Source organism: Duganella sacchari, from assembly GCF_900143065.1.
Classification (GTDB): Bacteria; Pseudomonadota; Gammaproteobacteria; order Burkholderiales; family Burkholderiaceae_D; genus Rugamonas; species Rugamonas sacchari.
In genome coordinates this window covers 457,119-476,351 of sequence record NZ_FRCX01000003.1, presented here as the reverse complement: position 1 = coordinate 476,351, position 19,233 = coordinate 457,119, and the positions used below count along the sequence as shown (strand labels likewise).

Here is a 19,233-nt window from a genome sequence, read left to right as displayed (position 1 = left end):
TCCCGTATCAATGTTCGTGTTCGGCGCTGTCTTTGCCCAGTTCCGCTTTCAGCACGTAGCTGTTGACGGCGGCATACTGCGCGCCTGCGGACAGACCTTGCAGCACCTCGGTAAGCTTGCCATCGCTGCGCCCCAGCGTCACCGTCTGCACCTGGAAGCCCTTGGCATTGCGTACGAAGATGGCGGATTTGCCGTCTATCGTCTGCACCGCATCCGCCGCCACTGTGACGGCAGCGGAACTCAGGCCCGACTGCACATCGACATTGACGAACAGGCCGGGACGCCAGGCGCCTTGCGGATTTTTGAGCGACACGCGCGCCTTGGCGGTGCGGGTCTGCTCGCCCAGCAGGGCGCCGACATAGGTGATCTTGCCGCTGGCCTGGGCATCAAACGCGGACGCACGGACGATGACGGTTTCACCAACACGCACCCGGTTCAGATCCTGCGGCGGCACGGCGAAATCGGCCCATACGGTGGACAGGTCGGAGATGGTGAAGACGTTGGCGTCTTCCTTGATCGCCTCGCCAAGCGCCAGGTGCTTTTCCATCACCACGCCATCGAATGGTGCGCGCAATTCCAGTTGATTCAACTGATTCAGCTGGGTACCGCCAGCAGCGCCAGTACCCAGCACGCTGAGTTTCTGGCGCGCGTTCTGCACCGCGATTTCCGCTTCGCTCGCAGCCTGCTTTGCCTGCAGATAGTCCTGCTCGGCGGAGATCTTGTCTTGCCACAGTTTGCGTTCACGCTCCAGCGTGGTCCCGGCCAGCGCCAGCCGGCGTTGTGCAGTCAGCAGTTCGCTGCGCTGTTCCGACAAGGCGCTGCTGGCGACCACCGCCAGCAACTGGCCACGCTTCACCGTCTCGCCCAGTTCCACATGCACGGCGGTCACCACGCCCGACAGCTTGGGCACCACGTGCGCGGTACGGTCTTCGTTGAAGCGGATTTCGCCTGGCAGCGTGAGAACGGTGCTGATTTGCGCCGGGCCGGCGGCGGCCAGCGTGATGCCGGCCGCCTTGATTTGCGCCTCGCTCAACGCCACCGCCTCGACCGCAGCCGCGCCTTCGCGAGCGGTGGCCGGCTCGCTGTCCGCATGACCGTCATGTGCGCTTTCTGCACGCGGTTTGAGAATGAACGCCGCCAGCAGCAGCGCAATAGCCGCCATGGCGGCGATGGTAATGGTCTGTTTCTTATTCATGATCTGCTCCCAGAATGCGGGCAATGGCGGCTTGCGCGCGATGCGCGTCGGCCAGGGTGGTCAGGTAGTGGGACTGGGCTTGCAACAGGGTGCGCTGCGCGTCCAGCACATCGAGGAAGCCGAATTTGCCGTAGTCGAAGCCTGTGATGGCCGCGTCGTAGGCGCTTTGCGCGCCCGGCAGAATCTCGCTGCGCAGCGCCAGCGCCTGTGCGCGCGACGCGGCATACTCCTCGCGTGCCTGCGCCAGCTCGGCCTCCAGCCGCGCGGCAGTCGCCGTCAGCTCGTCGCGCGCCTTGTCGGCGCGGCGTGCCGTCTCCAGCACCGCGCCCTGATTGCGGTCGAACAGCGGCAGCGGCACGGAAATGCCAAACACCGCCTGCGTGCGCCCCAGCTCTTCCGAACGCTTGCTGCCGATATTGACCGACACATCCGGCACGCGGCGCGACAGTTCCACCTTCGCCAGCGCCTGGCGGCGTTCCACTTCCGACCGCGCCACCTGCATGGCCGGCGCCTGCGCCAGCAACGCACGCTGCGCCGGCAGCGGCGCCAACTCGGGCAGCGCCTCGATCTCGCCCGCCACTTTCTCAAACACCGGCGCCGGATTGCCCCACATGGACGCCAGCCGCGCACGCGCCGTCACCAGCGCACTTTGCGCGCGGATCAGGTCCAGCTTGACGGTGGATGCCGCCACCTGCGCCCGCGTCTCCTCCACCGGCGACACCTTGCCGGCCACCACCCGGCGGCCAGTCGCCGCCGCCGCACGCTGCGCCAGCTCGGACGCCTTCTGCGCAAGACGTAACTGCTCCTGCGCGGCCAGCACTGCAAACCACGCCGCCGTGGTTTCAGAATGGACCTCGGCGCGACGCTGGACCAGCGCAGCCGCCGCACCTTCGCGTCCGCGCTGCGCTGCCTGCACCCGGGCCGAACGCTTGCCGCCCAGTTCCAGCGGCTGGCTCAGTTGCACCGTGGTTTCGCGCGTATCGCGCCGCGTATCGACGCGCTCCACGGTCAGCGAGGGATTGGGCAGCAAGCCAGCCTGCTGCACCACGCCATCTTCCGCCGACAGTTCATGACGCGCCGCCGCCAGATCGGCATTGGCGCTATCCGCCAGCGCCAGCGCTGCGGGCAGCGTTAATGGCGCAGGCGGCTCGATTCCGGCCTGCGCATAGGCAGGCCATGCCGCTAGCCATAGCGGCAAAACAAATTTGTACATCGAATTCTCCAGTTAAAAGGATGGAATTCGACGAGACGTGACAGGGAATAGGAGATCAGGTCTCGCCGCGTTAAGCGACGAGGGACCAGTTGGGCCGCGGCGGCCCGTCGGCAATGTAGGAGTGGTAGCGCGGCACGCCGGACGGCGTGTACACGACTGCCGGCGCAGCGGCCAGCACCGCATCGGCGCCGGACAGCGAGGCTTGCACCGCGTGGTGGCAAACCTCGCAATCGCCATGCTTGGACAGCTTGCTCTTGTCCGCGCCATCATCGGCTTGCGACTGGTGCTGATGGCCATGGTGGCCAAAGTGCGTGACCTTGCTCGACTCGTGCTGGCAATAGACGGCCGCCATCGACCAGGAGTACTGGATAGGCAATATTGTCAGCAGCAGTATGAGCAGTATTTTTTTCACGCGGCTATTGTATCAGGGAGCTACATCGCCTGCTTTCTCGGCAAATGGCCGCGCCAGATTCACCAGCGACACCAGCATCTTGCCCGGCTCCTCGTTGAACATCTCATGCGCCGAGTGTTCGAACCACACCAGCTTTTTCGACGGCGCCTGTATCGTCTCGAACCACTCGGCCGTCACGCTGGACGACACATTGTAGTCATGGCGGCCGTTGAAAATGATGATCGGGCAGCGGAACTGCGTCAGCTTGCTGAAATCGATCGCCACCACGTCGGCCAGCAGATGGCTGGCGGAGAAGTCGCCGGCCTCCCAGATGGTCTTCAGCTCCGCATCCGAATATTCGGGCGCCAGCTTCACAGCCGCCGACTCGGCCTCAAAGCCACGGCGCGCATGCACCGCGCCGCCGTAGTAACCCAGCCATTTGCGTTGCGCGTACAGGTCCTTGAGCCGTACCGTCTGCCCCGGCGCGGCATAGGGCGCCAACGCTTCCAGCTCGCGCACCGCCGGCTGGTTGCCGTCACGCCTTGCCGCATCGAGCGCAAAACGCCAGCCGCGCCGCTCGCTCTCGGGCGAATTGGCGATCTGCCCCATGCCAATGTAGGCATGCAGCCACTCCGGATGGCGGCTGGCGATGTCCACGCCCAGCGAGCTACCCCAGGAATGCCCCATCAGGAAAATACGGTCCTTGCCGAATTCCTTGCGCAGCCACGTCACCATTTCTTCGGCATCGGCCAGCATGCGTGCGCGCGTCATGGTCGGCGCCACGGTGGCCGGGTCGTTGGCGGCGTAGGTCTTGCCGGCGCCGCGCTGGTCCCACTGGACCACGGTGAAGTAGTCCTCCCAGCCACGCTGGAAATACCAGCTGGTCGGCATCGCCACATAACCCGGGCCGCCATGCACCATGAGCAGGATGGGATTGCGCAGGTCCGTGCCGCGTATCGTCACCGCCTGGTCGATGCCGCCGATACGCACCATCTGGCTGCGCTCCACGCCGCCGGGCGTGACCACGCGGCGCATCTCCGCGACGATCTGCACCGCTTCCGCGCGGTTGTTCGGTCCGGCCGCCTGCGCCAGACTGCATACCCCAACCAGCACCGCCGCCAGCCAATCACGCATTCCCATCGCTGCTCCCCCGACCAAGAAACGGCCATCTTAGCGTGATATTAATGTCCATAGCGATTCCGCTCGCCTGACAGCGGGTGGAGGCCAATTGTTTTATGAAATCGAACGATTTGTGCAGAACATATCAATGGACTGCATGGCCATGCGGTTTCATACTTTGCTTATTCGGATTTGTAATAAGGAGTATGAAATGCGCAACAATATCCTGCCTGGCCTGCTGCTGTGTGCAGCCGTCACTGCCGCCGCCATCGGCCTGGAGCGCATCGAAGCAGCATTATTCGGCCGCGCCTGGCTGGAAAGCCTGGTGCTGGCCATCGTGCTCGGCACCACACTGCGCACCACCGTGCAGCTATCGCCGCGCTGGGACGCCGGCATCCACTTCAGCGCCAAGACCCTGCTGGAACTTGCCGTCCTGCTGCTGGGCGCATCGGTCAGTGCCGGGGCCATCCTTGCGAGCGGCTGGACGCTGTTGGCTGGCATCGCCGGCGTGGTGTTGCTGGCCATCGCCTGCAGCTACGCGATTGGCCGCCTCGGCGGCCTGCCCAGCAAACTGGCCATCCTGATCGCCTGCGGCAACTCCATCTGCGGCAATTCCGCCATCGCCGCCGTAGCGCCGGTGATTGATGCGGATGGCGAAGACGTTGCCGCCTCCATCTCCTTCACCGCCGTGCTGGGCGTGATTGTGGTGCTGACCTTGCCGCTGATGATGCCGCTGCTGTCGCTGTCCGCCATGCAGTACGGCGTGTTTGCCGGCCTGACCGTGTACGCCGTGCCGCAAGTGCTGGCCGCCACGAGCGCCGTATCGCTGACCAGCGCCCACATCGGCACACTGGTCAAACTGGTCCGCGTGCTGATGCTCGGGCCGGTCGTGCTGCTACTGTCCCTGTTCGGTCCACGCAGCGAACGCCAGCGCCCGCAACTGTCGCACCTGCTGCCATGGTTCATCGTCGGCTTCCTGACGCTGATGGCGCTGCGTTCCTTCGGCCTGCTGCCGCAAGCGCTGCTGGCGCCAACCCACATCGCCGCCAATGCGCTGACCGTGATGTCCATGGCCGCACTGGGCCTGGGTGTCGATGCGCGCTCTGTGCTGCGCGCCGGTGGCCGGGTTACCATGGTCGTGGTGCTGTCCCTGCTGGCACTGTCGGCCATCAGCCTGGGACTGATCCATTTTCTGCATATCGCTTAAGGAATCCGTATGACGCTGGAACAGCTGCGTATCTTCATTGCCGTCGCCGAGCGCGAGCACCTGACGCAGGCGGCCGATGCCCTGGCGCTCACACCCTCGGCCGTCAGCGCCTCCATCCGCGCGCTGGAAGAGCGCTACGACACGCCGCTCTTCCACCGCATGGGGCGCGGCATCCAGCTCAATGACGCCGGACGCCTGTTCCTGGCTGAAGCACGCGCCACGCTGGCCGCCGCCCGCAATGCCGAACTGACGCTGGCCGAACTGGCAGGCCTGCAACGCGGCGCACTGGCCGTCCACGCCAGCCAGACCATCGCCAGCTACTGGCTGCCGCCGTTGCTGCTGTCCTTCCACCAGCAGTATCCGCTGATTACCCTCAGCCTCACCATCGGCAACACCAGCAGCGTGGCGCAAGCGGTGCGTGAAGGGATGGCCGATCTCGGTCTGGTGGAAGATGGCGTGGACGAGCAGGAGCTGGCCAGCACCACCGTGGCGCAGGACGACATCGTCGCGGTCGTGGCGCCCGCCCATCCATGGGCCGATGGCCGCGCAGTGGACGCGGATGCGCTGCGTGACGCCGAGTGGATCATGCGCGAGCCAGGCTCCGGCACTCGCTCCGCATTCGAGGCACGGCTGGCGGCCATGGGCATCATGCCGTCGCAGTTGCGCGTCGCGCTGGACCTGCCGTCCAACGAAGCCGTACGCAGCGCCGTGCTGGCGGGACCATATGCGGCAGTAGTGTCAGAACTCGTGGTGGCGCCGCATCTGCAGGCGGGCCTGCTGCGCAAGGTGAATCTGGACCTGCCGCCACGGCCATTCTCGCTGCTGCATCATCGTCAGCGCCACCAGAGCCGCGCGGCGCAAGCCCTGACGGAGCTGCTCAAGCGTCCAGCGTCTTGAACAATTCATCCAGCACGGCTTCGCGACGCGCCACCCAGTCCTTGCTGTAGACGCGCGCGATGCGCCAGCCAGCGCCGGACAGCAAATCCGGCTGCTGCAGGTAACGCTCGATCAGATCCGGCGCGGCGTAGTGGGTATCCGTGTCCACCAGAATACCCAGGCGATACGCGCTGTCGCCATGGCGGCGTACACCAAGGTCACAACGCAGGCTGGACTCGCCTATATCCGTGTCCACGAGATAGCCGCGCTGCTGCAGGACGTGCTGCAACTGCGCCACCACCGGATGATATTCCGTCTGCCGCCGCACGCGGTGCTTACCGCCCAACAGCTCAATCACCTGCCGCGCACCCGGCAGATCGCCGATGGATGACAACTCGGCAAACTGCAGGTAGGCCTTGAGCGCAAAGGCGCCAGGGTTGTAGTCGTTACGGATGTCGGTATGCTTGACGCTCGACACCAGGAACATATGCCGCTTCGCGCGCGAAAACACCACGTTCAGACGCTTCTCGCCGCCGGCACGGTTGATCGGACCAAAGTTCATCAGCATCTTGCGCTGGGCGTCGTAGCCGTAGCAGACGCTCATGATGATGAGGTCACGCTCATCACCCTGCACGTTTTCCAGGTTCTTGATGAACAGGCCGCAGAACTGGCCATCTTCCTCGCGTTCATACGCTGCATCGAGCAGCGTTGAGAACCCGGCATCGGCGCTGGCCAGCGCGCGCAAGGCCTGGACGATTTCATCCTGCTGCGCCTCGGAGAACGCCACCACGCCCAGGGTCAGAGGACTGCCGCTGACCAGCAGCTGGCGCACCAGCTGGGCAATATAGGCCGCCTCCGGCTGGTTGCGGCGGTCGCGATACAGGCCGTCGGACAGGAAGTGGAAACTGATCGGCCGTTGCAGCGCCTGCACCAATGCTGGCGCGGCTTCCGCGCCATTTGCCATCACGATCGGCGCCGCCGGCTGCATCAGCGCATGGTCCGGAATCGTCAGCAAGCTGCCTTCGTAGAAGCGATGGTTGGAGAAGGTAATCAAGGCCTCGGAACGGCTGCGGTAGTGCCATTGCAGCATGGTTGACGGCAGACTGCGCGCGGCCTGGTTCAGGAAGCTATCGCTGCTGAGGTCCGCCATCATCTCCTCATCCGCTTCATCGGGGTCATGCTGAGCACTGAAGAAGTTCGTGGGCGGCAGCTGCATTTCATCGCCGACCACAATCACTTGCGGTCCGCGGTACAGCGACGGTATGGCTTCCTCCACCGGTATCTGGCTGGCCTCGTCGAAGATCACGACATCAAAGTAATCGGCTTCCAGCGGCAGCGTGTCGGAGATCGACAATGGGCTCATCATCCACACCGGCTTGAGATCGCGCACCACCAGCCCGGAATGACTCGAAGCCAACTCGCGGATGGCTTTGTAGCGCATCACCTTGGAAAACTCGTTTTCCAGTTCGCGGCGGCCCGCCGAGTAGTTCTTCTTGAACTCCTTCTGTTCGGCGCTCAACTGGCTTGCGCTGCTGTTGGCAATCGCCAGCTGCGCCAGGAACTGGTTACGCCGGCGCTCCAGGATAACGCGCGCGTTCAGCGCATGCAGTTCCCGCAGATGCGCGCTGAGTTGCGCGCACAACTGGTCCAGCTGGGCGCCGCTCTGGCGCGACAACGCCGCATTGTCACGGTAGACCTGCGCCAGCGAAGCGCGCGCCATCGCCAGTTCCAGCGCTTCCGGCTGGCCCGGCCAGGTGCGCGCGGCGTGCGCGAACGCCGCAGGGGTCTGATGCAGCGCCGTCAGGCCACTGGCCATCAGCGGCAGCCATGCACTGGCGTCACCGGTGGCCTCCAGCTGATCCAGCCATTGCGGTACGCTGAGGTGATCGAAGTCGACCCAGCCCGCATCCAGCGCACGGAACACCACGGTGCACAAGTGCTCCAGCTCGACCAGACCTGCCAGATCGGCATGGCGGCGGCTCGTCAGCTCGCGCTGGAACAGCAGCAGGGCCGGCGGCAGCGCGGCACTCTGTGCGTGCAGCGCCTCCACCTGCGCCGAGAAGGCATCCACATCATCGACATGCCATTCGCTGTCGATCTCGCGCTGAACGGCGGCCAGCGCAGCGGTGGCCTGGTAATCCTGCTGCAGCCAGCGCAGGCAATCACTCCAGCGCGGCTTGACCGCATGCGCGCCCATGTCATACGCCGATTTGAACAACCGCCGCAACTGCCACCATACGGGACTGAGAAAACCCAGCAGCTTCTGCTCCACCGCCGTTGCTTGCGGCAGCGCGATTTCCACTTCATCCGCAGTCGGCCGCACGCGCCAGTGCGCGCTCTTGCCTGTGGCAGCAACCACCGCTTCACGCTGCGCCAGATACTGCTTGCGCAGCTTGAGGAAGGCGGCACTGCGCGGCAGATCTGCGTCCAGCAGCTCCGGCAGCTGGCGCTGCAGCAGCGGCCGCACCGCCTGCAGATAGCCCGCCAGACGGCGCAACCCGGCCATGTCCTGCCACAGCTCCGCCGGCAAGGCCGACAGCGATGACTGCAGCTGTCGCAGCAACGGCAAGGCCTCTGCCGCCGCCGCACGCACGGCTGCCACCGGCTGTGGCGTCGCCAGCAACTGCGGGTGCACATTGCGCAGCGGATGATGTGCCAGCACCGGGTCCTGCCCGGCGTCACGCAGGCGCGTCGCCAGGTCCAGCAGTATCGCGCCATTGCCGGCCCACTGCGCGTAGTCCGGCAACTCCATGGAAACGCTGGCGCCCTCATCGACGCCGAGTATGGCGATGCGCTTGTACAGGTCGCGCAAGGGAATGCCGACATTGGCGTACGTCGCCGTCATCTCCGATGAGAACGCGGCCAGTTGCTCCTGTTCGCGGCCCGCCAGCGCCAGCAAGGCATTGCGCTGATGCTCGGCCTGTTCCGGCTCGGCCACTGGCGCCAGCCACGCTTCGTAGCAGGCTTTGAGGTCCATCACAAAGGCTTTCTTGTCGCCCTGCGAATCGTGAATCAACGCGCACAGCTTTTCCAGGCCGTGCTGCTGCAGGCGGTGGTAAACCACGTCGATCGCCGCGCGCTTTTCGCAGACGAACATGATGCGCTTGCCGCGCGCCACATAGTCCGCGATCAGATTGGTGATGGTCTGCGATTTACCGGTGCCGGGCGGCCCCTGGATAATCATGCTGGCGCCACTGCGGGCGTGCGTTATCGCGCGGGCCTGCGTCGGGTCTTGCGGCACCACCGTGAATTGACTGGCCAGGTCCGGCTGCTCCACCGTGTCGGCAAAGCTGCGGCGCGGCTCCAGCGAAAAGATGCCGTCGAACGCGGGGCTGGACAGGTTCTCGCGCAGCAGCGCGTTATAGTCCTGCACCAGCGACATCTTGCGGTAGTTGAAATTGCCCAGCGTGAGCGCGCACAGGTCAAACTCCCAGTCGTAGGGCGAACCTGCGCGGTCCTCATCGATCACGTACGTCTCGCTTTCGACCAAGCCAGGCGCCGTCATGTACAGCGGGCGTGGCTTGCCGACCAGGTTGGCCAGCGGCGCCGGTTGCGGCTTGACGCGGTCAAGGAACAGCTGCACGCCGAGCGGATGGTAGGCAGACTGGTCGTAGCTGTATTCGAAATCGCCATGGCTGCGGCGGGTCAGGCCACTGAGCTGCTTCTTGCGGCGACGCTCGAACTGGTCCAGGCGCGCCTTGGCCAGTTTGCGGATCACCTGAATCTGCGGGCGCTCTATCTTGTGCAGCGTGATGCCCGGCTCCGACTGGCGGATCTGCTGTTCCAGCTGCGCATGGAAGGCATCCAGCGGCTGCTCCAGATCGACGGTTTCCGGCAGTTCCATGCCATACACCTGACGCAGGACATGGCGCAGCACAGGATTGACTTCCGCCACCGACGTCGTTGCCTGCAGCTGATAGGTGTCACGCACCCCCTTCTTGCGCGTGAGCGTCACTGGCAACAGCAGCAATGGCGTGGTGATACGTTCGTTCTTGTCTTCCTTGAAGTTATGCCAGCGAAGCATGCACACGGCCAGTCGCAATTGCGAACAGCCGTACTCGTTCTGGTCACGCTGGGCCGCAGTACGTATCGCATCCAGCTGCGATGGCAGGAACGGCAGGTCTTCAAAGCGCAGATACTTCTGTAGCGGGATCGGCGCCTCGCTGCATACCTGCTTTGCCACGCCCTCATGCCAGTAGAACAGCTGCTCTTCCTTGATGTTGCGGACATCCAGCATCAGCGGGAACGAGCCGACCGTCAGGTTCAGCGTCTGCTGCGACTGGCGGAAGTACAGCAGCTTGTTGCGGCGCGATACCTCAAACAGGCGGTCGCGCAAATGCGCCTGCAGCTGGCGGTTGCGCGAACCTTCGCCCTGCGCGACCGCAGGCAACGCCACCGGCGCATCCAGCACGCGGTAGTTGCGCAACGTATGAATCACCTCTTGCAGGTCCGGCTCGCGACGGTGGCGCGACAGCTCCGTCATCCGCACAATCATGCGCGCCCAGACAGGATTCAGCCTGTCGTTCAAGGCAAACAGATTGTGGCGATGGGCGGCGAAGCGCGCCAGATCCTCTTCCTGCGACAGGTTCAGCCGGCACGCGGCGCTGGCCAGCATCAGGCCCAGGACAAAGATATCGGTCAGCGGATCGTGGTGCGACCAGGTGTGCTCCCACGAGACATAGCCGGGCAGGTAGGCCGGTGCTTCGACACCCGTCCCCGTCTGCAGCGCAGCGATGCGCAGGTTGCGCGTCTCCTCATCGTCCTGATACAGGCGCGCGCTGATGGTCAGCGTGCTTTGCGGATCGAGTGCAGCGATTTTATCGTCGGCGCGTTGCGGCGCCTGCGCCAGCCCCTGCTCAAACCACAGCTGGTTATAATCGAAACGCACACTCGCCACGCCCTTCAACGGCGCCACCTGATCCTGCGCGTGCAGCTGTGCTACCTGTTCAAACAGCGGCAGCAGCCACGCCTGCAGGTCTTCGGTCTGCGGAGCATCGTGCAGGCCGTTGAGAAAATCAAAAAAGCCGGGGGCAGGAGTACTCATGGGCGATCGATATGGGTGGGAATCACCATGGCGCGCAGTTTGGCCGGGGCGGTCTTTTTCAGCCTGGTTTCTTTCAGCACGGTGGTTTCAAAGGTGTCGCCGATGCCGAGTTGGTCGGCCAGTTGGAGCGCGGCGGCCATCGGCAGTTCTTCCAGCGTTGGGTCGACGCAGGCGAAATCCAGCAGGACAAAGGACAGATAGGTATCGAGCTTGTGTGCATCCGGCAGCAGCACCTGGCCGACCGCCCCCAGATGCTGGGGCGCTGCGGCCTCGCCAGGCGTGAAGTCGTCCCAGTAGCGCCGGGCCAGCGCCTTGACAGCATCGCTGGCAAACCACGGTGAGGTCAGCAGGCTGGCGACCACGCTGCGGGTCAGCGCGGCCAGGGCGACCTGGCCCGTGATATCCAGCGTATCCGGCTCCATGGCGCCGGCCAGCAGGCGATCCAGCGTGGCATCCAGTTCCGGCGCGGCCGCAGCGTGCATCGCCAGCGCCTTGGCGCGGATAAAGGCTTGCGGATGGCTGACAGCGTCGCTGACCACGCCATCGTGCGCCAGGATGCGTTCCGCCTGTTCCAGGTAGCTGTCCACGTGCACCTGCTTGAGGCCAGTCTGGATCTTGACCAGGCTGGCGATGCACGGCGCAATGTCCTGGCACACGCGGTAGGCGCCGCGGTCCGCATAAATCTCCATGTACTGCTGATAGCGCAAGGCGGTGTAATGCCATTCACCACGGCCCGGTTCTTCATCGGCGAGGCGTTCGACCAGGCGGCTGGCGATCCAGAAGCGGCCACCATCCCGCTGCCACAATTCGTAGTGGGCCAGCTCGTGGCCGATCACGGCGCTCAGTTCGGCGTCATCCAGCAATTCCAGCACGGCGCCGCTGAAAATGATGTGGGCCGCATTGTTTTCGACATAGATCGCAACGTTGATCTGCTCCGCGTGATTGGCCTGATACAGCGCCACCTCTGGCGCGATGTTGAGCCGCTGCGAGGCCTGCGCCACCGCCGCATGCAAGGCGGGATGTGCTTCCTGGCTCAATTGATAGGTGGTTTTCAGCAGATGCAGGCGTAAGGCGGGGTCTTGCTCCTGCCGTGAAGCGGCGATCCAGTTCCACAGTTCTGGCTCCCGCTGCTCCAGATAAGCGCAGACGGCAAGATGGTAATTAGTCGGTTCCAATGGCGCCCAGGATACGGTCGTTTGCAAGGCACCATGATAAGGCATTCTCAACATCCGCAGCGCCGCCCCGGCGTCGGGCTCAACAGGAAATCAGACTGGTTTTATTGATGACATAATAAGCACACTTGCTTAGATGATGGACCACCATGCGTACTGTACTCGCCAGCTCAACCCTGTTGCTAAATCTTCTGTTCGCCGCCAACATCGCGTCAGCCGATCAGGCTGAGCAAATGCCAGACGGGAACTGGCGCGATCCGGCACCAAGTGCAGAAGCCATCAAGCAGCTACTGGCCGATACGAAGAAAAACATGGTGCCGCTGCCTGCTGGTAGCTTCGACATGGGAGACTGGGGGGCAGAGGTTAATGAAAACGGCCTGCCATTTGACGGCGATGCCGATTCCAAACCGTTGCACAAAGTGAAACTCAGTGCATTCTTCATTGGGAAATATCCCGTGACCTATGCAGAATTTGACGTGTTTACAGCAGCCCAGCGTCTCCCAAGAATCAATCAGGAAGAAATTGCTCAAAAATTCCGTAAACCCAAAAATCCTGCTGGCGTAAGCTGGCAGGGCGCAAAAGACTACTGCTTGTGGCTGGCCAAGCAAACCGGCGAGCCTTATGATTTGCCAACGGAGGCACAGTGGGAATATGCGGCGCGCAGCGGCGGCAAGCGCCACCTTTATCCCACGGACAACGGCCAATCTATTCCAGGGCAGAACACCCCCTCATTTGAACAGCGCGAGGCGGCGGGCGGTATCGTCGAAATCGGAAAATATCCTCCCAATGCCGCCGGGATCTATAACCTGAGCGCAGGCATTCGTGAATGGATCAACGACTGGTATGACGCCAAGTATTACCAGACCTCTCCCACACAGAATCCTGCTGGCCCTAAAACCGGCAAGGTCCACGTTATTCGTGGCTACTTCGGCAGCGATAGTTCAGCCATGACAATCAAGCGCTGGTCCTACGATAACGGCGGCCGGAAAGGAAGCTGGACGCAGTATGGCAAGACTAAAAACGATCCCGACCGCGAGATTCCGCACACCAAATATTCAAGCTACGAAGATAATGCTTTCCGTTGTGTACGAAATCGCTAGAGGATATGTCGCTAGGCAAACATAGAGTGTTCAATTGCCAAAGAAGCGGTCATGAATTCGGGTTCGCTATTCCAGATAAACGGCTGGCTGACTAAAGGCTGAATACCAGCCAGCCGCTGTTGTGCATCATCGAGTGAATTCGCATAACGGCTGCCCGACAAGCATGCCTGTATCATGGTCAGGCCAGCAGCTTCACTTTGCTTGTCGCCCATCGCGACGGTCATGCGCTCGGCAATAGTATTCAGATGGTTCATCGTTTGCGGAGCACCTAATGCCATGGCCATTAATACCGGCGCCTCTGCACTGATCGAAGAATCCGTACTCATGCCTGCCGCAGCGATCTGCCGCGTAATCTGCCCCATCACCTCTGGCGGAGCATAACTTAACCAACTGGCAGTCTCCAGTTCCAACTCGGTACGTATACGCTGAAGGAAATCCTTTGCTTCTTGGGCACCTTGCTGAATCGCTCTATCAATTTTTTGCAAGAGATTATCGAATTCCCGGCCGATTTCAGCTGCTGCCTTGACAGCAAAGTCTTCGATTTTCCGGCCCCCTGCGACGATCAGGTATTTGACCTGGCAATAGGTCTTATAAGCCTGCTGGTCAATAGCGTCGGCAAGCTTATGGTAGTCGATACGTTTCAGATGATAGGCCATGCACTTGAAGAATTCACCGATCGTGGCGGTACCCGCTTCGAACTTCAGTGAGCCTTCGCCGCCCAGGCCAAGACACGCACCTATCTTGGCATAGATGACGAATTTACCCGCCTCGTGCTTGATCGCAAACGCACCGCGCACGCCAATACCTGCCGTGCCCGCCACGCCGGTGTCGATTTTTGCCATGTCCTTGTATTCAGCAATCGCCTTGCCGGGTTTGACTTTGAGCGGTTTGCCATTGCTCTCTGCGCCTTCCGGGTTAAGCCATTGCAGCGCGCCTTTCGCGTCCAGGCCTGCGCGGGCGCCGGCAAACGCGTCCAGGTCACCGCTGGCGCCGACGCGGGCCTTGGCGCCGCTCTTTTTCTTGTTGGCTGGCGGGATGCCGCGGATGCCCTGCTTGCCGCCCGTCAGGCTGACCTCGACACCAAGCTCGACCGCCACGCTGGCGCCCACACTGCCGGACAGGACGATGTCACCATACAGCCGCCAATAGCCGAACTCCACCGTCTGACCGGCGATCTCTGCGGTCGCATGCCAGCCCGCATAATGCGGCCAGTACAGCTCGGTGTGCACGCGGCCTTCGGCCACAGCAAACGCGGCTTTGGCATTGGCCTTGATGCCGCAGTCGGCCGACATCAGGCCGCGCTTGATGCGGCTGGGCCAGTTGCGGTCGCGCTGGTCGAACAGATTGCCCTGGAACGGTTTGAAGTTGACCGCCAGCCCGGCGCCAGCGGTGTAGCGCATCAGCTGCGCATCCACCGACAGGTCGATGTTGCGGTGCTCATCCTTGGGGTCGTGGTTGAATTTCTTTTGCAGGTCATCCGTATTGCGCTCGATGAACTTGGCGATGTCGCCGTTCATGGTGCGCGCCCACTCGGACAGCACGCCGGTGTATTCATCGGCATCGTCCGGCTTGAGCTTCCACTCTTTCTTGAAATCCTTGGACTGCGCCTTCTCGGCAATGCGGTGCTTGATTTCCTTGGTGTTGAGCTTGCCGTCCTTGAAGATCTTGTCCTTCTCGCGCTTGGCCTTTTCGCTTTCGACGAGGTAGAGACGCTTTTCCGCCAGCACTTTCTTGATCTTGTCGCTGGTGACGTAGATCGGCACGCCCTTGTCCTTCTTGTCGTAGCGGCCCGCTTTCAGCGAAACCAGCTCGATCATCTTGTTACCGCCCTTGGCATCGAGCTTGTCGAGCGGCTCCAGCTTTTTCTTGACTTCGTCACTGGCCTGCTGCATCTCGTTGAGCGCCTTGTTGAGCTCTTCCTCCGCCTTCTTCATGTCGGCGGCGACATTGGCCTTTTGCGCAGCGCGCAGCACCACCGCCGCTTCGGTGACCTTCTTGTTGGCCTCTTGCAGCGCCGCGATCTTCTTGCTGTGTTCGTCGGCCTGGAAGTGCAGGGCATTGAACTCGGGCGCAAACAGCGCCAGAAAGGCGTTCTGTTCCGGCCAGTACATCAACGCGCCTTCGCCTTCCGGCAGCTTGGCGGGAATGAAGGTGCCGGCGGGGATGTTGGTGGTGCCCTCCGCGTGCGGTTGCAGCGCCATCACGCCAGTGGTGGAAGAGGATGCGGAAGAATCCAGGCTCATGGTCGTACCATCTCAACAAAAATCAATCTTGGTTTAACAGGAACAGCTTGACCTGCTCCGCCTTGCTGGTGAACAGACGCTGTGTGCGGCCCTCGGCATCCGTGATGCCTTCAAGGATCTGGCCGCTGGCGGACTCCAGGCGGTAAGGCACATTGGCCATTGGCTCGCCCGTCTTTTCGTGGTTGAGCACAAAAGCTTCGTTGTACAGGTCCTTGGCTTGCGGCAGCGCTGGCTTGCCGGCACTGCCGTCCGCAGGACCGGTCAGCTCCTTCATGCTGGCCTTGAACGACATGGTGCCCGGGCCGTGCACCAGGATGTTGCCGCCTTCAAGTTGCAGGTAGGCGCCCTGTGCCGTCAGCTTCACGTGCTGCTTGGCGGCCACGGTCACGCTCTTGCTGATGCTGGCCACCGTAATCAGCTTGTCGGCGGTGATGCTGGTCTGGTCCGACTGGCTCTGTACGCTGACCTTGCCGCTGGCCGCGTGCAGGCGGATGCCGGTTTCCTGGTTCGGCTTGTCCGCGCTGCTGGCCTTGCCATAACTGAACAGGCTGATGCCATCCTTCACCAGATGCATGCTGTTCCCTTGCGCGACCTGGTTGATGTCCTGTCCCGCTGTCAGACTGGAGGTAGTGCCCGAACGCAGCACCGCACTGACCGGCGTCACGGCGGCAATGCCGGCCGGCGCCGATAGCTGCAGGTGCGGATTGCTGTAGGCCGTCACCTGCCCACTGCCGCCGCTGTCGCCGCCACTGCCACTGCCCGTGGTGCCGACCGCCTTGGCACTGGCAGCCAGTTGCGCAATCGCTGGCAGCTGATCCGGCGCCGGTTCCGCGCCCCCCTTGGCGGCCAGCCTGGCGTTCTGTTTTTGCGCCAGGTCCGCCATCGATATCTGCAACTGATTGCTTTGCTCGATCTGCGATTGCGCTTCACGCGTGTCGAGCTGCTGGCCACTGCCGCCATTGCGCGCATCGGCCGACAGCAGCATGCCACGCCCGGCCCGCAGTGCCGCGCCGTGTTCAGTCTTGAGCTCGGCGCCGAAGCCCGCCGTTTGCAGGCGCTGGTTATCGGTCTGATGACGCAGATGGCCCAGGTTCAGTTCATCGGTGCCGCTGTGCGGCCCGGCGTGGCGCTGCAACGCCATGCGCGGCTCGCCGGGGCTGTCGTCAAACACCAGTTGGCTGTAGGCGCCGCTACCGGCCTGGCTGGACGCCATCGCCTGCGACTTCAGGCCCGACAGCACCGCACCGTGGGCGTAGGCATCGGCCACGCCAGGGAACCAGGCCGGAGCGTTGCCGGTGGCCGCACCGGCGCCTTGCGCCACCTGATTGTTCTGCGCATCCTGCGCACCCTGGCCGTTGTAGACGCTACCGATCACCACCGGGCGATCGATATTCCCGTCAAGGAAATCAATCAGCACCTCGCTGCCGATGCGCGGCACCGCCACCGTGCCCCAGTTGGCGCCCGCCACCGGCGCCAGCGGCGTGGCGATCCGCACCCAGGTGCCGGCGCTATCGTCCCCCGGCGCGCCGCTGTGGCCGTCATTCGGATGATTCAAACGGCTATGGCTTTGTTCGCCGCGCTGCCAGTGGAACTGCACCTTGATGCGGTGATCGCGGTCGGTATGGATCACCGCGCCTTGCGGCCCGACCACCACCGCCGTCTGCTGGCCCTGCACGGTAGGCTTGGGATGCAGCAGCACGCCATGGCCGTCGACCGAACTGGCGCGGAAAGGCACCTTGCTGCGGATGGCATCAATCCGGTTGCGGTAGAGCGGACGTTCGGCAATCGCCTCGCCAACGGCGTGCAGGCTGCTGCTGTCCTGCTCCTCATTGATGGCCTTGGCCAGCGCGCCCAGGCCCAGCGCCTTGACCACCGCACTGGCAATATCCGCGCTGAGGTTGTTATGCGCCATGTGGACCACGCGTAGCACCACGAATTGGCGGTCGCTTTCTTCGCCGGCATCCAGCTGGGCCTGGCCGGTCAGCGTGAAAGTGGTGCCCGGTATCAGCGTACGCACCGTGCCGGCGCCGGTATGCACTTCGCGTCCCGCTTCCAGCGCCTCCAGCTGGCGGTCGGCCACCCGCTGGCCGTGCTCGCGTGACGTATAGGCGTAGGCGCCGGGCGTATCGCGGCTGATCGGGGCATCGGTTGCGGTCGCGCTGGATGCGGTCACTGGACGCATGCTCAGGCTGCGATAATCCCAGCTGCCAAGGGCCAGGCCACCGACCGTCCAGTGCAGCGCGGTGCGCCAGCGGTCCATGGCATCCTCAGCCATCACGGCGCCCGGCTGGGTGAAGCGGATCAACGGCTCAGGATTCGGCTGGAAGGCATCGTTATGGTCGGCAATCACCATCGTATGACTGCCGAACGACGGGCTGGCCGGATCGCCATCGTGCTCGAAATAGTAAAACAGGCCCTCTTCCTGCATGAGCCGCTCGGCAAAAGCCAGATTGGATTCCTGGTACTGGCAGGTCAGCGAGCGCTTGGGGTAGACGCTGCGGTCCGCCACCTCATAGCGCCAGGCGGGCGCCAGCTTGCCAACTTCTTTCCAGCCTGAAAAGATCGCATCGAGAATATCCAGCACCGTCTGGTCCTGGAAGATACGGCTATCGCGACCGGCAGCCAGAAAGGCGTACCATGGGCCGATGGTGATTTCATAGCGCGCCAGGCCGCCATCGGCGCCCATCGCGCGGGCGCTGGTCACGTGACCGTGGAAAGCACGCATCTGCCCCGGCAGGGTGGTCTGCAGCTGCAGCAGCACCGGCTGGCCAATTAATGTCTTGAGAGAAATATCCGGATCAGGCGACAATGCAGCGACCGTCAGTGCATAGGGCTGGCTGATCGCCTCCTCGCCGCGCAGGCACTCGACCACCAGCGCATCCGCGCCGAGCGGCGTGAACAACTGGAGCAGGCGCGTGTCTTGGGTAAGACGATTCAGCAGTGCTAGCATGACGGAAACCTCCGGTAAAACCGATAAAAAACGTTAAAATTACTTTTTTGACACGATATTAAGCCTGAGTTTGCTCAGCTGAGCAAGGACGGCACGATTGAAATGCGTAAGCGACGAAGGCGCCATGACCCAAGCCGAATTTGACAAGCTGCATGAAAAAATCGATGCCCACCGGCTCGAAGTCGGCCGTTTTCACGAAGAAGTGGCCAGTGTCTCGCGACAAATCGCCAATTGCGACAAGCTGGTGCGGCTGGCCAATGCCGGCCTGAGCCAGATCGACGGCAAGATCGCCGACGCCATCCGCATCAGCGCCGAAGCCCAGCAGATCGCCGACGTGGCGGGCGCCCAGGCGAGCGCCGCCGCGACCACCGCCACCAGCGCGGCAGTCGCCGGCATGGTGCACAGCCTGGGCGAAGCCACCGAAGCGGCGCGCAGGACCAGCCTGTCGCTGAACCTGTTGCAATTCAAAACCGGGGGCTGGATCGCCGTCTACACAGTGCTGGTGATCCTGTGCTGCCTGGTGACCGGCTTCCTGACCAGCTGGGCGCTACGCGGCAACGCCCTGACGCCGGAGCAAGCCCACTACGTCGAGCTCGGCAAAGCCCATGAAGCGCTGCTGGCCAACGCCAGCGACAAAGAACTCAAACAAATCAACGCCATCCGCACCCGCGCCAAAACCAAATAAATCCGGGGTCAGTTCTTGCAATCCAACACGGGCTCTGC

The 19,233-nt window shown here is 63.0% G+C and carries 12 protein-coding genes; 4 read left to right on the top strand and 8 right to left on the bottom strand.

From position 1 onward, the window contains the following. Positions 1–7: 7 nt before the first annotated feature. From BUA36_RS08540 to BUA36_RS08525, 4 genes are all read right to left on the bottom strand, one after another. Positions 8–1,195, bottom strand: a complete 1,188-nt coding sequence (locus tag BUA36_RS08540) for an efflux RND transporter periplasmic adaptor subunit (protein ID WP_072783453.1) — start codon at positions 1,193–1,195, stop codon at positions 8–10. Next, the gene (locus tag BUA36_RS08535) at positions 1,188–2,408 is read right to left on the bottom strand and encodes a TolC family protein (RefSeq protein WP_072783452.1); all 1,221 of its coding nucleotides are present in this window, start codon (positions 2,406–2,408) and stop codon (positions 1,188–1,190) included. Before BUA36_RS08535 ends, BUA36_RS08540 begins: the two co-directional genes overlap by 8 nt. A 70-nt stretch (positions 2,409–2,478) precedes the next feature. Then, positions 2,479–2,820 carry a DUF2946 family protein gene (locus BUA36_RS08530; RefSeq protein ID WP_072783451.1) on the bottom strand — a complete coding sequence of 114 codons (342 nt, stop codon included), beginning with the start codon at positions 2,818–2,820 and terminating at the stop codon, positions 2,479–2,481. Between the two features lie 12 nt (positions 2,821–2,832). Further along, complete coding sequence (locus BUA36_RS08525) at positions 2,833–3,939, bottom strand: alpha/beta fold hydrolase (RefSeq protein WP_072783450.1); 1,107 nt, start codon at positions 3,937–3,939, stop codon at positions 2,833–2,835. Positions 3,940–4,129: 190 nt separating this feature from the next. On the opposite strand from BUA36_RS08525, the gene BUA36_RS08520 reads away from it, so the two are divergent. Both BUA36_RS08520 and BUA36_RS08515 read left to right on the top strand, forming a co-directional pair. After that, positions 4,130–5,125: a YeiH family protein gene (locus BUA36_RS08520; protein WP_072783449.1), complete on the top strand. Its 996-nt coding sequence runs from the start codon at positions 4,130–4,132 to the stop codon at positions 5,123–5,125. 9 nt (positions 5,126–5,134) lie between these two features. Next, entirely contained in the window at positions 5,135–6,022 is an 888-nt protein-coding gene (locus tag BUA36_RS08515; RefSeq protein ID WP_072783448.1) for a LysR family transcriptional regulator, read from the top strand. On the opposite strand, the gene BUA36_RS08510 is transcribed toward BUA36_RS08515, so the two are convergent. After that, positions 6,003–11,045 (bottom strand): AAA domain-containing protein, encoded by a 5,043-nt coding sequence (locus BUA36_RS08510; RefSeq protein ID WP_072783446.1) that lies wholly within the window; start codon positions 11,043–11,045, stop codon positions 6,003–6,005. The genes BUA36_RS08515 and BUA36_RS08510 overlap by 20 nt on opposite strands. Beyond that, entirely contained in the window at positions 11,042–12,220 is a 1,179-nt protein-coding gene (locus BUA36_RS08505; protein ID WP_072783444.1) for a M48 family metalloprotease, read from the bottom strand. The genes BUA36_RS08510 and BUA36_RS08505 overlap by 4 nt, the downstream gene beginning before the upstream one ends. Before the next feature lie 146 nt (positions 12,221–12,366). Between BUA36_RS08505 and BUA36_RS08500 the strand changes: the two genes are divergently transcribed. Beyond that, on the top strand, positions 12,367–13,317 hold the full coding sequence (locus tag BUA36_RS08500) for a formylglycine-generating enzyme family protein (RefSeq protein WP_084560058.1): 951 nt from the start codon (positions 12,367–12,369) through the stop codon (positions 13,315–13,317). A gap of 11 nt (positions 13,318–13,328) precedes the next feature. On the opposite strand, the gene BUA36_RS08495 is transcribed toward BUA36_RS08500, so the two are convergent. Together BUA36_RS08495 and BUA36_RS08490 are read right to left on the bottom strand one after the other, a co-directional pair. Continuing rightward, positions 13,329–15,560 carry a hypothetical protein gene (locus BUA36_RS08495; RefSeq protein WP_072783442.1) on the bottom strand — a complete coding sequence of 744 codons (2,232 nt, stop codon included), beginning with the start codon at positions 15,558–15,560 and terminating at the stop codon, positions 13,329–13,331. Positions 15,561–15,582: 22 nt separating this feature from the next. Then, entirely contained in the window at positions 15,583–18,510 is a 2,928-nt protein-coding gene (locus BUA36_RS08490; RefSeq protein WP_084560057.1) for a type VI secretion system Vgr family protein, read from the bottom strand. Positions 18,511–18,634: 124 nt separating this feature from the next. Here BUA36_RS08490 and BUA36_RS08485 point away from each other — a divergent pair, with 124 nt between their 5' ends. After that, complete coding sequence (locus BUA36_RS08485) at positions 18,635–19,195, top strand: hypothetical protein (protein ID WP_072783441.1); 561 nt, start codon at positions 18,635–18,637, stop codon at positions 19,193–19,195. Positions 19,196–19,233: the final 38 nt, after the last annotated feature.

What these genes read in the sequence shown, in the direction of transcription:
- BUA36_RS08500 (WP_084560058.1), top strand. Translation starts at nt 12,367, where the DNA reads ATGCGTACTGTACTCGCCAGCTCAACCCTGTTGCTAAATCTTCTGTTC.
- BUA36_RS08540 (WP_072783453.1), bottom strand. Translation starts at nt 1,195, where the DNA reads ATGAATAAGAAACAGACCATTACCATCGCCGCCATGGCGGCTATTGCG.
- BUA36_RS08520 (WP_072783449.1), top strand. Translation starts at nt 4,130, where the DNA reads ATGCGCAACAATATCCTGCCTGGCCTGCTGCTGTGTGCAGCCGTCACT.
- BUA36_RS08535 (WP_072783452.1), bottom strand. Translation starts at nt 2,408, where the DNA reads ATGTACAAATTTGTTTTGCCGCTATGGCTAGCGGCATGGCCTGCCTAT.
- BUA36_RS08495 (WP_072783442.1), bottom strand. Translation starts at nt 15,560, where the DNA reads ATGAGCCTGGATTCTTCCGCATCCTCTTCCACCACTGGCGTGATGGCG.
- BUA36_RS08485 (WP_072783441.1), top strand. Translation starts at nt 18,635, where the DNA reads ATGACCCAAGCCGAATTTGACAAGCTGCATGAAAAAATCGATGCCCAC.
- BUA36_RS08510 (WP_072783446.1), bottom strand. Translation starts at nt 11,045, where the DNA reads ATGAGTACTCCTGCCCCCGGCTTTTTTGATTTTCTCAACGGCCTGCAC.
- BUA36_RS08490 (WP_084560057.1), bottom strand. Translation starts at nt 18,510, where the DNA reads ATGCTAGCACTGCTGAATCGTCTTACCCAAGACACGCGCCTGCTCCAG.
- BUA36_RS08515 (WP_072783448.1), top strand. Translation starts at nt 5,135, where the DNA reads ATGACGCTGGAACAGCTGCGTATCTTCATTGCCGTCGCCGAGCGCGAG.
- BUA36_RS08525 (WP_072783450.1), bottom strand. Translation starts at nt 3,939, where the DNA reads ATGGGAATGCGTGATTGGCTGGCGGCGGTGCTGGTTGGGGTATGCAGT.